Annotated in this window: 16 protein-coding genes and 1 other RNA gene; 11 read left to right on the top strand and 6 right to left on the bottom strand. The window is 55.8% G+C overall.

The window, feature by feature from the left end; genetic code table 11:
* Nucleotides 1-64 precede the first annotated feature (64 nt).
* Both H2Z84_RS13880 and H2Z84_RS13875 read right to left on the bottom strand, forming a co-directional pair.
* Nucleotides 65-478 carry a TerB family tellurite resistance protein gene (locus H2Z84_RS13880; RefSeq protein ID WP_181836489.1) on the bottom strand — a complete coding sequence of 138 codons (414 nt, stop codon included), beginning with the start codon at nucleotides 476-478 and terminating at the stop codon, nucleotides 65-67.
* 17 nt (nucleotides 479-495) lie between these two features.
* Nucleotides 496-924, bottom strand: a complete 429-nt coding sequence (locus H2Z84_RS13875; protein WP_181836488.1) for a thioesterase family protein — start codon at nucleotides 922-924, stop codon at nucleotides 496-498.
* 119 nt (nucleotides 925-1043) lie between these two features.
* Between H2Z84_RS13875 and H2Z84_RS13870 the strand changes: the two genes are divergently transcribed.
* Nucleotides 1044-1493, top strand: a complete 450-nt coding sequence (locus H2Z84_RS13870) for a universal stress protein (protein ID WP_103525019.1) — start codon at nucleotides 1044-1046, stop codon at nucleotides 1491-1493.
* 99 nt (nucleotides 1494-1592) lie between these two features.
* Here the strand turns inward: H2Z84_RS13870 and H2Z84_RS13865 are convergent, their stop codons facing one another.
* Both H2Z84_RS13865 and ffs read right to left on the bottom strand, forming a co-directional pair.
* A complete protein-coding gene (locus H2Z84_RS13865; RefSeq protein ID WP_059285001.1) occupies nucleotides 1593-1916 on the bottom strand; it encodes a helix-turn-helix domain-containing protein in 324 nt (107 codons plus the stop codon).
* A 259-nt stretch (nucleotides 1917-2175) separates the two neighbouring features.
* An RNA gene (gene ffs, locus H2Z84_RS13860) (signal recognition particle sRNA small type) lies at nucleotides 2176-2274 on the bottom strand.
* Nucleotides 2275-2454: 180 nt separating this feature from the next.
* Here ffs and argE point away from each other — a divergent pair.
* From argE to H2Z84_RS13845, 3 genes are all read left to right on the top strand, one after another.
* Nucleotides 2455-3636: an acetylornithine deacetylase gene (gene argE, locus H2Z84_RS13855; protein ID WP_181836487.1), complete on the top strand. Its 1182-nt coding sequence runs from the start codon at nucleotides 2455-2457 to the stop codon at nucleotides 3634-3636.
* A 123-nt stretch (nucleotides 3637-3759) separates the two neighbouring features.
* Nucleotides 3760-5148, top strand: coding sequence for a sodium-dependent transporter (locus tag H2Z84_RS13850; RefSeq protein ID WP_181836486.1), 1389 nt, complete (start codon nucleotides 3760-3762; stop codon nucleotides 5146-5148).
* Nucleotides 5149-5341: 193 nt separating this feature from the next.
* Nucleotides 5342-5599, top strand: a complete 258-nt coding sequence (locus H2Z84_RS13845; RefSeq protein ID WP_181836485.1) for a hypothetical protein — start codon at nucleotides 5342-5344, stop codon at nucleotides 5597-5599.
* 5 nt (nucleotides 5600-5604) lie between these two features.
* Here H2Z84_RS13845 and H2Z84_RS13840 read toward each other — a convergent pair whose 3' ends face one another.
* A complete protein-coding gene (locus H2Z84_RS13840; RefSeq protein ID WP_181836484.1) occupies nucleotides 5605-6183 on the bottom strand; it encodes a DNA-3-methyladenine glycosylase I in 579 nt (192 codons plus the stop codon).
* A gap of 43 nt (nucleotides 6184-6226) precedes the next feature.
* Entirely contained in the window at nucleotides 6227-6670 is a 444-nt protein-coding gene (gene fliW, locus H2Z84_RS13835; protein WP_103525025.1) for a flagellar assembly protein FliW, read from the bottom strand.
* A gap of 182 nt (nucleotides 6671-6852) precedes the next feature.
* On the opposite strand from fliW, the gene H2Z84_RS13830 reads away from it, so the two are divergent.
* The 7 genes from H2Z84_RS13830 to H2Z84_RS13800 all read left to right on the top strand — a co-directional run bounded on the left by H2Z84_RS13830 (nucleotide 6853) and on the right by H2Z84_RS13800 (nucleotide 13914).
* Entirely contained in the window at nucleotides 6853-7659 is an 807-nt protein-coding gene (locus H2Z84_RS13830; RefSeq protein ID WP_309545479.1) for a ferritin-like domain-containing protein, read from the top strand.
* Nucleotides 7660-7699: 40 nt separating this feature from the next.
* Nucleotides 7700-7915, top strand: a complete 216-nt coding sequence (locus H2Z84_RS13825; RefSeq protein WP_181836483.1) for a hypothetical protein — start codon at nucleotides 7700-7702, stop codon at nucleotides 7913-7915.
* 164 nt (nucleotides 7916-8079) lie between these two features.
* Nucleotides 8080-8499 carry a hypothetical protein gene (locus H2Z84_RS13820; RefSeq protein ID WP_181836482.1) on the top strand — a complete coding sequence of 140 codons (420 nt, stop codon included), beginning with the start codon at nucleotides 8080-8082 and terminating at the stop codon, nucleotides 8497-8499.
* 18 nt (nucleotides 8500-8517) lie between these two features.
* Nucleotides 8518-9861 (top strand): prephenate-dependent tRNA uridine(34) hydroxylase TrhP, encoded by a 1344-nt coding sequence (trhP, locus tag H2Z84_RS13815; RefSeq protein ID WP_181836614.1) that lies wholly within the window; start codon nucleotides 8518-8520, stop codon nucleotides 9859-9861.
* Nucleotides 9862-10774: 913 nt separating this feature from the next.
* The gene (locus H2Z84_RS13810) at nucleotides 10775-11875 is read left to right on the top strand and encodes a polyamine ABC transporter substrate-binding protein (protein WP_181836481.1); all 1101 of its coding nucleotides are present in this window, start codon (nucleotides 10775-10777) and stop codon (nucleotides 11873-11875) included.
* A 288-nt stretch (nucleotides 11876-12163) separates the two neighbouring features.
* Nucleotides 12164-13072: an ABC transporter permease subunit gene (locus H2Z84_RS13805; RefSeq protein WP_181836480.1), complete on the top strand. Its 909-nt coding sequence runs from the start codon at nucleotides 12164-12166 to the stop codon at nucleotides 13070-13072.
* A 5-nt stretch (nucleotides 13073-13077) separates the two neighbouring features.
* Nucleotides 13078-13914: an ABC transporter permease subunit gene (locus H2Z84_RS13800; protein ID WP_181836613.1), complete on the top strand. Its 837-nt coding sequence runs from the start codon at nucleotides 13078-13080 to the stop codon at nucleotides 13912-13914.
* The last annotated feature ends 129 nt before the right edge of the window (nucleotides 13915-14043 follow it).

The following is a 14043-nucleotide window of genomic DNA, read 5'->3' as shown; positions in this document are numbered from 1 at the left end:
ACTGGCGTTCTGGGTTGTCCGGATCAACGGCCTGCCGTGCTGGTAGCTGGAGAGGGGGCTTAGCTTAGCGTACGAACTGGCGTTCCAGGTCTTCCAGACTGATGTTCCATTCCTTCATCATGTGGCGCAGCAGGACGATTTCCGGGTCGCTGATGGTGCCATCAGATTTGCTGATATCCATGGCCAGCACGCAGGTGAGAATGCGCTTGTTGTGGTCGGTAACTTCGCTCAGCATGAATTCGATGCGGTCGGTATCCAGCAGGTGGATGGTGCCGTCCTGTTCTGCCTCATCGGAAATATCATCGCAGTAGTCCACCAGTACCTGGGCAAACTGTTTGCGAGGCAGGCCGATCAGGTCGTAGACGTTGACGTTCTCCAGCAGGTCCAGCTCACGCGGATCCATATTGCCGTCGGTAATCATGAACATCGCCAGCAGGCGGGCAATGGCTTGCGGACTGTTGCTTGGGTATGGACGCATGTCGGAATTTCCTGTTGTTATAGCTTATTGAGTTTGGCGACAAAGGCCGCCGGCATGGTGCTTACCTGACGGGTCTGGTAATCAAAGAAAACGATGCCGGTTTTCAATCTTGCCACTTCTTTGCCATTGTTGCCATCGCTTGCCTGATAGACGATGTCTAGTCCGTACTTGTTCAGGTCGCAGACGCCGAGTCTGAAGTGCAGATTGTCGCCGTGGAAGGCCTCTGCCCGATACATGACTGCGGCATCGGCCATGATGATTCCAACGCCCTCTACATTCAGTTCGCTGTAGCCAAGGCTTTTCAGAAAACGCAAGCGGGCTTCGTGAGCCAAGCGCAAAATGGCGTCATTAGCCATGTGGCCGCCGTAGTTGATGTCGCCGATGCGGACATCCAGCACGGTTTCAAAAATGAACTGCTCCGGCAGGGCGATCTTGATGCGGGCCATGATTTCACCTGGGTAAAATGACATTCAGTCTAATCGACTGTCTTAATCTGTATCAACCGCAGGCCGGACTGGTTTGCTAGACTGTATGCATAGTACCAACACACCAAAAGGAGAGGATTATGTATCAACGCATATTTGTGCCGGTGGATGATAGTGATACGTCCAACTTGGCACTGGCCGAGGCTTGCCGTCTAGCCAAGCATATGGGTAGTACCGTCCGGCTGGTGCATGTGGTCGACTTGGCTCAGTTTGGCTGGGGTGGTACCGAATTCCTGGATGCTGCAGAGCTGCAAAAATCCATCAAGCAGGCCGGTGAGCAGGTGTTGGGACAAGCGCAAGCGCAGGCTGTGGCGGCTGGATTGACGCCGGAGGTAAAGATTCTTGAAAGCTGGGGCGATAAAATCGCTTCCGTATTGCTGGATGATGCCAATAGCTGGGGTGCGGATCTGGTTGTGATGGGTACGCACGGCTGGAGTGGCCTGATGCATATCCTGATGGGCAGCGTTGCCGAGGGTTTGCTGAAGCAAGCTGATGTGCCGGTACTGCTGGTGCGTAATGCTGGTGAGTAAGCGAATGCCGGCTGGTGGGTGCCGGCTGCTATAGGCAAGAAAAAGGGCAGTAGCAAGCAGTCGTGGAGTTGCTTGCTACTGCCCTTTTCTGAGGGACTATCAGCTGGCGGTGGCTTCGGTCGAGCCTTCCTGGGCTTCCATCTGGGCACGCACGGCCTTGCGCAGGCTCTTGTACAGGTCCGGATGGGTTTCCTTCAGGTATTCGACGATTTCAAAGTCTTCGCGGCGTACCTTGGACAGGTCGATCTGTTCTACATGTACCAGGCGCAGCAGTTCACGCACGGGCTTGGGCATGTTGCGGCCGCTTTCATAGCGAGAGCCACCAGACTGGGTAACGCCGATACGGCTCCAGAATTCCTGCTGGTTCAGACCGAGCTTGCGACGGATTTCACGCGGGTTGGTGATTTTTTCAAAGAGTTTCATGGGTTGTTCCTCTTAAAAGGCTAAACAGTATTGTATTGAATTATAGGTATGGTTTAGGACACTGCCCTATGTCCTAAAAATAGCAAAGAAAATCCATAAGGAATAATTCGGATGCGAAAAAAATCATTAAGTTCAATGATTTCTTGCATCTGGTTTTTCTTATGTTAGCGTATTCTTATCTAGAAATACAATGGAATCTTTGCTATTTGGCGTGAAATAGTATCGCCATGTCGTGAACATGTACATATGGGAAGGGAGGGGTGGCGAGCCTGACCCTCGGCACTTGCACTAAGTAACTATGGCTGCTTCCTTCCGGACCTGACCAGGTTTGCTACCGTACAATGCGAGGAGACCCGCCGCAGAAGAAGGCGAATAATAGCGGGTTTGCCGCACTTTGCCAAGCATTTGCGCTGCGGGCCGAGGAAAAATTGGCCAGGGTCCGGGGCTGGTGCGGACCCATTCCATAGGATGAGGTTGCCGATGCCTGCGCTGTCAGGGCAGACTTCGGGGATGACCGGACAATTATCACAGGACTCTTATGGCTCCTTCCTATCTGTCGCTGTTGCGAACCTTGCTTGCTTTCGATACCACTAGCCGCTATTCCAATCTGGAGCTGATCGACTGGGTGAGCCAGTATCTGGCCGGATTTGGCGTCAGCAGCCAGCGCACGCTGAACGATGACGGCAGCAAGTCCAATCTGTTTGCCCGCATTGGTGCGGATGATTTGCCGTTGATGCTGCTGTCCGGCCATACCGATGTAGTGCCAGTGGATGGGCAGGCATGGTCCACGCCACCTTTTGTATTGACCGACAAAGGCGATGGGCGCTGGTATGGCCGCGGCACGGCCGACATGAAAGGTTTTATCGCCTGCCTGCTGGCGCATGTTCCTGACTGGGTGCGGTTGGCGCAGGAAGGGCGTTTGCAGCAGGGGATTGGCATTGCGCTGTCTTATGATGAAGAAGTGGGCTGCCTTGGCGTGCCGCGCTTGATTGATGCCCTGCTGCAGCAAGGGGTGCCGGTGGCCGGCTGCATTATTGGTGAACCCACTTCAATGCGGCCGGTCGTGGCGCATAAGGGTATCGCTCACTATCACTGCCATGTGCAGGGGCGGGCGGCACATTCCTCGCTGACGCCGCAGGGCGTCAATGCCATTGAGTATGCCGCACGGCTGATTACTCATGTGAGACGTCTGGCTGACACCGAGGCCTCGTTTGGCCACCATCAACCATTATATGATGTGCCGTTCACTACCTTGCAGACCGGTACCATTCATGGCGGTACCGCCAATAATATCGTGCCCAAGGACTGCGAATTCACTTTTGAATGCCGCTGGCTGCCGGGGGATGATCCGCAGCGATTTGTGGATTCGGTACGCGACTATGCCGACAACCTCCTGCTGGAGATGCGCCAGGTGGCACCGGAAGCCATGATTTCCATCGAGCCGCGGGTGTATTGTCCGGCCTTCGAGGCCACCCCGGGCAGCGAGGTACTGCACTACGTGGAAAAACTGTGTGGTTGTCAGGGTGGTGACGGGGTGGCCTATACCACTGAAGCTGGTGTGTTCCATGCAGCAGGCATGCCATGCGTTGTATTGGGGCCAGGTTCGATCGAGCAGGCACATCGCCCGGACGAATTTATTGAGGAGAGTCAATTGCAGGCTTGTTTTGACTGGCTGGGCCGTCTGACTGGCGAGTTGTGTCGCAGCGACAGTCAGGGCTAGCAAAAAATTTTGCATGGTCTGACAAATCACTTCAGAATTCCGGCTCCGGTGACCCCGGAACCAGAGGCACCCGTTCAGGTTATCGCTTGAGCGGGTTTGTTTTTTGTCGTGATGAGAGACCAAATGAAACAGGACAACAGATCCTCGGCCACCGTGGGTGCCAGCAAGGCACGTGACGGTTTTACCTCCAGTTTTGGCGTATTGGCGGCCACGCTGGGCTCAGCCGTAGGCCTGGGCAATATCTGGAAATTTCCTTATCTGACCGGTACCAATGGCGGTGCCGGTTTCTTGGTGGTGTATGTCTGTGCCACCTTGCTGGTGGGCCTGCCGGTGATGATTTCCGAAATCATGCTGGGCCGCCGTGCCAAGTCTGATGCGGTGACGGCGCTAAAAAAACTGGCCCCGGCTGGACAGCCCTGGTGGTTGATCAGCGCTTTTGGCGTGCTGTCGGCCTTCCTGATCATGGCTTTTTATTCTGAAGTGGCAGCCTGGGTATTTGCCTATGTGTTCAAGGCCATCGGCGGGGGCATTCTTTCCAGTGACCCCAAGGTGACTTCGGCGGCGTTTGGCTCGCTGATTGCCGACCCGGTGCAATCGCTGTTGTGGCAGTGGCTGGTGCTGGCGCTGATCGGCGGCATTTTGCTGATGGGGGTGGCCAAGGGTATCGAAGCCGTCACTAAAAAGCTGATGCCCATGCTGTTTCTGTTGCTGCTGGTGATCGGTGTGCGCAGCCTGATGCTGCCGGGTGCCATGCAAGGTGTTTCCTTTTTGTTTACCCCGGATTTTTCCAAGATCACGGCGGGAGTGGTGCTGACTGCGGTGGGCCTGGCCTTCTTCAAGCTGTCCATCGGCATGGGCACCATGATGACTTACGGTAGCTATTTCCGGGATGATCAGAACATTCCAGCGACCACCCTGCGTGTGATGTGCGCTGATCTGTTCGTCTCCATGCTGGCCGGCATCGCCATCTTTCCGGCGGTGTTTGCCTTTGGTTTCAAGCCGGAAGCCGGTCCGTCGCTGTTGTTCATTACCATTCCGGCGGTGTTTGCCAGCATGCCGCTGGGGCAGCTATTCATGGTGGCCTTCTTTGTCCTAGCGGCGATTGCCTCCACCGGTGCCATGTTGTCGATTCTGGAAGTGCCGGTATCGGTGTTGAGCGAGCGTTTCGGTATCAGCCGTCCCAAGGCCACGGTGCTCAACCTGTTGCTGCTGGCACTGATTGGTGCGACCTGCGCGCTGTCCAATAGCAGCATGGCTGAGTTCAAGTTGTTCGGCATGACCATGTTCGACCTGTTCGACTTTGTCACCTCCAATATCCTGATGCCGCTAGGCGGGATTTTCCTGTGTCTGTTTGTAGGTTGGGTATGGGGCTTCGATCGCTTGAAGGCTGCCTTGTCGAATGAAGGGCAGCTGCGTAATGAGGCGTTGGTGCGTGTGCTGTTTGTGGTGGTGCGCTTTGTGTCGCCGCTGCTGATTCTGGTGGTGATGCTGAAGGGACTGAAGCTGTTCTGATTCAGCGCTATACCGCAAGGTGTTAAAGGGTCGTCCCAGGGGGATGGCCCTTTTTTTATGGGTGGAAGCGTTGTATTCCTGCCGTATTTTTACTTACTGTTCACGTCTAACAGACTTTCAACTAGTACTGAATAATAAATCGTGGAATGATGGCGGTTCTCCTCATATCCATTTCGGATTGAAAGGATTTGTCATGAAGCATGGCAAGACCCTGTCTTTCAGTGTGCAGCAGTTGGATAGGCCGGAGCAGCGGCAGGCCTTGTGTTGCGAGTTGTCAGCGCTGGTGCCGGATCGTTTTGCCGGTCCCTGGTCGGAAGAGGAATTACAGGAGTTGATCCAGAGCTGGCGCATGATGGCCTTCTGCCAGGATGGGGGTGTAGTGTGTGCCCATCCCTTTCATTCGGCGGATGGGCTGTTCCGCACCGTGGTATTTGATACCAAGGCGGCCTGAGTCGGTCAGTGCGGGTAAGCTGGATGCAGGTGGCAGCCCAGCAGGTGATCATTTACCACGCCGGTGGCTTGCAGGTAGGCGTAAATCACCGTGCTGCCGACAAAATTCATCCCGGCCTTTTTCAGGGCCTTGCTGATGCGGTCGGACAATGGAGTACTAGCCGGGCATTCTGCCAGCGATTGCCAGTGATTCACCACGCTCTGGCCATCGGTATGCGCCCATAGCCATTGGGCAAAACTGCCGTGTTCTTGCTGCAATTGCAGGAACACTCGCGCATTGCGGATGGCGCTGTTGATCTTCAGCCGGTTGCGCACGATGCTGCTGTCCAGCATCAGCCTTTCCACATCATCCTCGCCCATCCGCGCCACTTGCTGCGGATCGAAACCGTGAAAGGCGCGGCGATACCCCTCCCGCTTGCGCAAGATGGTGATCCACGACAGCCCGGCCTGGGCACCTTCCAGAATCAGCATTTCAAACAGTTTGTGATCGTCGTGCTGGGGGCGGCCCCATTCCTGATCGTGATAGGCCATATAGAGTGGGTCGTTGCCACACCAGGGGCAGCGCGGCAATGCAAGAGCGGTCATGCGTGACTCCAGCACCGCCCGGTGGACCGGGCGGCATATTGGTTCAGCTAAGGTTGTGCATCAGGATGTCGCAGGACAGGCCGGTTTTCTGCAAGCCTTGGCGGCTGGCTAGATTGAGTACCAGCGGGTTGCGGATATTTGCTTTCAGTTCGCCCAGTGCGGGGTGGGCTTCGGCAGCGGACTGCTCCTGGTATAGCAACACCAGGATGACCGCGTCTTCCGGCTTGCTCAATTGCAGGCGGGCCACTTCTTCATCGTTTAGTTCCACTTCATAGCGCACACCCAGTTGTTGCGGCAGGGTGACGCTGAGGGTGATGGCCGCGTCGTTCAGCGACTGCATCCAGTACACCGAGGGATTATTGCTGTCGGCATTATGGAACAGTTTGAACTGGGTGCAGTTTTCCAGGGCGGGAATGCCCTGGTCAAAATTGATGATGGTGCTTTCATCCACTTCTACAGCACCAAGTTGGCTGGAATTGAACAGCATGACATTCTCCCTGTGGCAGATGTTGGCATTATGCATCAAGCCTTATTCGACGACGATCTCTACGCACTGAAAATCTGACATGGGGGCGGTTGGCTTACTGCGGGCCCTGATGTCTGGCGGGTATGCACTGATTTGATGACAAGCCTGCCTGATGCCGGTGCAAACGGCTAGAATGACGCACCATGATAATGCCTACTGCTTTGTATTCCCGAATTCAAGCTGCCTTGCTCTGCACGGATGTGGCAGACAAACTGGCCGCGACCGAAGCCATTCATGCTGCCTGGCAGCGTGGTGAGCTGCAGCGTGAAGATGCGCCATTGACCCGGCTGCCGATGGCGGGCCATCCCGAGCGGCCTGAGCTGGTGCATGCCACCAAGGTGCCGCGCCGGCGTCCGGGTTCGCCGCAAGGCCAGCCCGCCATGCTGCATGCCATTGCCCATATCGAGTTCAATGCGGTCAACCTGGCTTTGGATGCCGCCTGGCGTTTTCGCGAGATGCCAGATGATTTTGTCAGTGACTGGCTGCGTATTGCCGCAGAAGAAGCAGGCCATTTCCGTTTGCTGCAGGGCAGGTTGCAGCAGCTGGGCTACGCTTATGGCGATTTTCCTGCCCATAACGGCTTGTGGGAAATCTGCCATGTCACCGATCACGATGTGTTGGTACGCATGGCACTGGTGCCGCGCGTGCTGGAAGCGCGCGGCCTCGATGCCAGCCCCGAACTGCAACGCAAGCTGGCCAATATCGGCGATGAAGCCAGCGTGGCCATTCTGGACATTATCCTGCGCGATGAAATCGGCCACGTACAAGTAGGTAATCACTGGTTTCATTATCTGTGCCGACAACGCGCGCTGGAGCCGATGGCAACCTTCAGCCGCCTGCTCGAAGAGTATGATCTGACGGCACATCGCGGCAGCTACAATATGGATGCGCGGCGTCTGGCCGGCTTTTCCGAAGCAGAGTTGCAATGGCTGCAGCAAGGCAAGGATTGAGCCACCGCACGGTGGGTTATTTCACTTAATGGAGTACCGCATGTTTTACCGGTTTTTGCGACGCTTGCGTCAGCAGCGCAAGCTGGCCCTTATAGGCTTGCTGCTGGCTACCTTGTTGTTTGTATTGTGTGCGGGCTGGCTGAGTGCGCTGGACTTTGCCAGCGCTCCGGTCGCCACGCTGGCCTGTGTGTTCCTCATGCTGCCGGCCTTGCTGGTGCAGCTGCTGATGCTGTGGGTGCTATCGCAAAAACCCTGACTGAAAAATGGCATTGAAAACAGTGATTTAATGTCGCATTGCTGCATGGCTTCAGGCTTGACGATGGCTGCGCAGACAGCGCATAATCGCGCCGCAACATTAAGAAAAGGCCCCTGATACGGCGGGGCCTTTTTGTTTTTACAGTTTTCGGAGATACCCGAATCATGGACTATCAGGCGTTTTTGCGTCAGTTGGAATCCAGTACGCTGCCTGCATCCGACTTTACCCACCAGGCGCATTTGTATGCTGCCTGGGCTTATCGCCGTCAGTACCCGGCTGCCGAAGCGGCAGTGCGCTGCGCACGTGCCTTTTCGCGTTTTGCCATGGCGCAGGGGGCGGCGGAAAAATACCACCACACCCTGACCATGTCCTTGTTGTCCATCCTGTATCACCGCGCCCAAGAGCAGCCGGCCATGCTGGAAGACTGGCCAGCCTTCCTCGCGATCTGCGACGACGTGCTGCAAGATGCCCGCGCGGTGGTGCTGCAATATTACTCTGCTGACAGGCTGAACCAGGATGCCTCGCGTCGCGGCTTTGTATCGCCAGACCGACTGCCGCTGCCCATTGCCTGCCTGTCACATTAAGGAAGCCAAGCCATCATGATGAAAGCCCCGGAACTGCTGCTGCCTGCTGGCACGCTGGATAAAATGCGTGCCGCCTATGATTTTGGCGCCGATGCCGTCTATGCCGGCCAGCCGCGCTACTCGCTGCGTGCGCGTAATAACGACTTCAAGCTGGAAGAGCTGAAAACAGGTATTGATGAAGCGCATGCGCGCGGCAAGCTGTTTTTTGTGGCCAGCAATCTGCTGCCGCACAACAGCAAGATCAAGACCTATATGGCGGACATGGAGCCGGTGATCGCCATGAAGCCGGATGCGCTGATCATGGCCGACCCGGGCCTGATCATGATGGTGCGTGAGCGCTGGCCCGAGGTGCCGGTGCATCTGTCTGTCCAGGCCAATACCGTTAACTATATGGGTGTGAAGTTCTGGCAGAAGCTGGGTGTGTCGCGGATTATCCTGTCGCGCGAGCTGAGCCTGGATGAGATTGCCGAAATCCGCCAGGAATGTCCGGATATCGAGCTGGAAGTGTTTGTGCATGGTGCGCTGTGTATTGCCTACTCTGGCCGTTGCCTGCTGTCGGGCTATTTCAATCACCGCGACCCCAACCAGGGCACCTGTACCAATGCCTGCCGCTGGGATTACAAGATGCACGATACCCAGGGTGACGACGCTGGCGATGTGCAAACCATCAAGCTCGACTTCAACAAGGCCCTGGAAGAAGCCAACCAGAGCTTTGCTGCCTGTGGTGGTGCCGAGCGCCATCCGCTGGCTGACAAGACTTATCTGATCGAAGAGGGCAGTCGTCCGGGTGAGCTGATGCCGATCATCGAAGACGAGCATGGCACTTACATCATGAACTCCAAGGACCTGCGTGCGGTGGAGCAGGTGGAGAAACTGGTGAAGATCGGGGTGGATTCGCTCAAGATCGAAGGCCGCACCAAGAGCCTGTACTACGTGGCGCGTACCGCCCAGGTGTATCGCCAGGCTATTGATGACGCGGTAGCTGGCCGCCCCTTCAACCTGGGCCTGCTGGCCGAGCTGGATGGCCTGGCCAATCGTGGCTACACCCCGGGCTTCCTGGAACGTCATCAGACCCAGGATTACCAGAACTACCTGGATGGGCATTCCAAGGCCAAGCAAAGCCAGTATGTTGGCGATGTGCTGGAAGTGGATGCCGATGGCTGGGCGCTGGTAGAAGTGAAAAACCGCTTTGGCGTGGGCGACCGTATCGAAGTGATTCATCCGCGCGGCAACCGTATCGTCGAGCTCAAGCAGATGACGCGCAATGGTGCAGCTGTCGATCTGGCAGCCGGCAATGGCATGCAGGTGCGCATTCCCGACATGGCCGGCATGGAAAAAGCCCTGCTGGCACGATTGATCTGATCAAATGTAGTGGTGGTAACGAGAGTTGCTAAAACGTAAGCGGATTGCCTGCAAGGGTCATCCGCTTTTCTTTCGCCTGTTGCCACGGCAAGTACGAACCGGATTTGATCTGTGGCAAATCTGCCTCAGCTTGTCGGAGCGCAAGAAAAAATCTTTTTTGTCGGCCAGGCGGCGACCAGCTGCGTTGAGTGTTCAGGGCCACTGTTGTCTGTGGTAAATCAGCGGGTAGGTACAAGGCGTGTCCGGATCTTGCTAAAGCCTTGAAACATCAGGCTGGGCGGTGGTTTTGATCATATGTATAGGCAAATTTGCTCTGTACGGCGGTTTGTGCCAGTAGAAATGATCAGATGTTCAGAATAGTAAACACTGCCCGCCGTCAAGAGCATTTGGGTGTTGAATTTTTTGCGCTGCAAAATAAATTCATGTTGCGGCTAAATGTCTTTGTGGTTAAAAAGCTGTAACACCTCACCACAGATTGTGGATTTTATTAAACATTACAGAGGTGGCATCTACAGTGGAGGAGGCTTGGTAATGGGGAAGGTCTACCCTTGCGGGAAACAGGCAGCAAACGGTCAGCGCAATGCTTGGCCCCTGTCAGCCGGTTTCCACAGGTTTCCTGCGAAAACAATAAATACAGGACGACTCGTGGCCTACGCCGCAAGCTCGTCGTCTCTTGCCTGACGGTTGCCGGGTCCAGCTGGGATAGCAATAGCCAGAGTGGATAGGATGGGGTTATAAATGTTGTGCACGAATATTGCTTGATAGATATCCGTGCCATTGTTGCCCCAGGTTTGGCGCTGACCGGATTTGAGGGAGAATCCCCGGACGGTCAACAGGAGGTGCAGTTCATCAGGTCCCTGAGTCCCCAGACAACAGGGAGTTTATGGTCTTGCAATACATTAGGAAGCCTGTAATGAAGAAGAAACTTGTCAAGAAAGTGCTATGTTCGCTGCTTCTGCTGTTGCCTAGTGCGGGCGTACTGGCAGAAGACAAGGTGCTGAACGTCTACAACTGGTCGGACTACATCGCCAAGAGCACCATTCCTGGCTTTGAAAAGCAGACCGGGGTCAAGGTCAAGTATGACGTGTACGACAGCGACGATACCCTGCAAGCCAAGATGATGACCGGCCGCGCCGGTTACGACATCGTGGTGCCTACTTCCAACTTCATGGCCAAGCAGATCGAGGCCGGCATCTATCAGAAGCTCGACAAGTCCAAGATTCCCAACCTGGCGAATCTGGACAAGGCATTGATGGCCAAGATCCAGGATGCTGATCCGGGCAATGCGCACGGTGTACCGTGGGCTTATGGCACTGATGGCCTGGGTTATAACTTCACCAAGGTCAAGGCCATCCTGGGTAAAGACACCCCGCTGGATAGCTGGGACATCCTGTTTGACCCGAAATACGTTTCCAAGCTGAAGGGCTGTGGTGTTTCGGTGCTGGATCAGGCCAATGACGTATTCGCCGTTACCCTGCATCATCTGGGCAAAGATCCCAACAGCAAGAACCCGGCCGACTACCAGGCTGCCTTCGAGCTGCTGAAGAAAATCCGCCCCTACATCACCCAGTTCAACTCTTCCGGCTATATCAATGACCTGGCCAACGGCGACATCTGCCTGGCGCTGGGCTGGTCTGGCGACGTCAATATCGCCAAGCACCGTGCGGCCGAGGCCAAGCGTACCTACCAGCTGGGCTACGTGATTCCGAAGTCCGGTGCGCCGATCTGGTTTGATGTGATGGTGATCCCGAAAGATGCACCGCATGTCGATGCCGCCCTCAAGTGGATCAATTACATCGAAAATCCGGAAGTCAATGCCGCGATTACCGACGAAGTGTTCTACCCGACTGCCAACGCGGCGGCTCGCAAGTTCGTGAAGCCGGAAATCGCCAACGATCCGTCCATTTACCCGCCGGAATCGGTCATGAAGACCCTGTTCCTGCTGAAACCGCTGCCGTCTGACATCATGCGTCTGCAGAACCGTCTGTGGACCCAGCTGAAGACCGGCCGCTAAACCGTGTCCTGACTGGCCGGGTGGTTGTTCACCCGGCTGGTTCTGACCTGCACGATTCCTCGGTGTAGTGCCGCAGGGGTTGATGCAACAGCCGCTGCTACCGTATTGCCGGAAAGTAGCTGGCTAAGACAAAGTAGTACTGGAGTGAGGGTTACAGTCTGGTTCCGGAGAGCCGGGCTGTAGTGAAACGTAAGTCATCACATCAGGGCGAGTCGTGACAGGGCCTTGATATGATGGCTGTAAAGATGTGCTTGGCAAGCCGGTCCCACCGGCCAAGTGGTGCTAAACATGAAAAGTCTCAATTTTAGTCGATGGTTTCCGTCCGGCAGGACTACCGTCATTGGTGTTCCCTTCCTGTTTTTGTTTGTGTTTTTCCTGCTGCCCTTCCTGCTGGTAGTAGGCATCAGCTTCTCGCAGCAGCAGCTGGGCATTCCGCCCTATACGCCGCTGACCAAGATGGAAGACGACGTCTTCACCCTGGTGCTTAATATTGGCCACTACAAGTTCATGCTGGGTGACGATTTGTATTTCGCCACCTATATCAGTTCGGTGCAGATGGCTTTTGTCTCCACCGTGCTGTGCTTGCTGATCGGCTATCCCATGGCCTATTACATCGCCCGTGCGTCCGAGTCTGCTCGTGACACGCTGATGATGATGGTGATGCTGCCGTTCTGGACTTCCTACCTGATTCGCGTTTATGCCTGGATCGGCATTCTCAAGAATGACGGTTTCCTCAATCAGTTCCTGATGTGGCTGGGGGTCATCGATACCCCGCTGCGGCTCTATCACACCAACTGGGGTGTGTATATCGGCATGGTGTTCTCCTATCTGCCCTTCATGATCATGCCGCTGTATGCCCATCTGGTGAAAATGGACCTGCGCCTGCTGGAGGCTGCCTATGACCTGGGCGCCCGTCCGTGGAAGGCATTTGTCCAGGTGACGCTGCCGCTGTCGAAAAACGGCATCATCGCCGGCAGCCTGCTGGTATTCATTCCGGCGGTGGGCGAATACGTGATCCCGGAACTGCTGGGTGGTTCGGACACGCTGATGATCGGTCGCGTAATGTGGGATGAATTCTTTAACAATATGGACTGGCCGATGGCCGCGACCGTGACCTGCGCCATGGTGCTGCTGCTGCTGGTGCCGATGGCCTTGTTCCAGCATTACCAAGCGAAAGTGATGGAGGAAGTGAAATGAGCACGATGAAACCCAGCAAGCCGCTGTCTTATGCGGTACTTGGCTTCGGCTATGCCTTCCTTTATCTGCCTATTGCGCTGCTGATCATCTACTCGTTCAACGAGTCCAAGCTGGTTACGGTGTGGTCGGGTTTCTCCACCAAGTGGTATTGGGCACTGCTGGAGGATGACGAGCTGATCAATGCCGCCCTGCTCAGTATCAAGATTGCCCTGATGACGGCGACTGCTGCCGTGGTGATTGGCACCTGGGCGGGTTTCGTGATGGCGCGGCTCAACCGCTTCCGCCTGTTCCCGCTGTTTGCCGGCATGATCAATGCGCCGCTGGTAATTCCCGAGGTGATTCAGGGTATCTCGCTGCTGCTGCTGTTCGTGGCGATGGAGCAGGCTTTTGGTTGGCCGGAAGGGCGGGGCGTGTTCACCATCTGGATTGGCCACGTGATGTTATGCGTGTCCTATGTGGCCATCGTGGTGCAGTCCCGTGTGCGTGAGCTGAACCGTTCGCTGGAAGAAGCTGCCATGGATCTGGGGGCGCGTCCGCTCAAGGTGTTCTTCGTGATCACCCTGCCGCTGATTTCCCAGGCGCTGGTGTCCGGCTGGCTGCTGTCCTTCACCCTGTCGCTGGATGACCTGGTGCTGACCGCCTTCCTGTCCGGTCCGGGTTCCACCACGCTGCCGATGGTGATCTTCTCCCGTGTGCGTCTGGGTCTGAACCCGGAAATGAACGCATTGGCCACCCTGTTCATCATCGTGGTGTCGGTGGGTGTCGTGGCAGGCAATCTGTATATGCGCTCGGTACAACGCAAGCGTGATCGTGAAATGCAACTAGCCTTCAATCAGGCGTAAGCCAGCAAGGCAGGTCGTAGGCAACGACAGGGCAGCAGCAGGGATACACAGCATTCCGGTTGCTGCCCTTTTTTGTAGGTGCAGTGAAAACAACGTGGTATCCATGCAGTAGGACAAGGGAGAAGTGAG

The sequence above is a fragment of the Aquitalea aquatica genome (assembly GCF_013911085.1).
Taxonomy (GTDB): Bacteria; Pseudomonadota; Gammaproteobacteria; order Burkholderiales; family Chromobacteriaceae; genus Aquitalea; species Aquitalea aquatica.
This window is presented reverse-complemented; position numbering and strand designations above follow the sequence as displayed.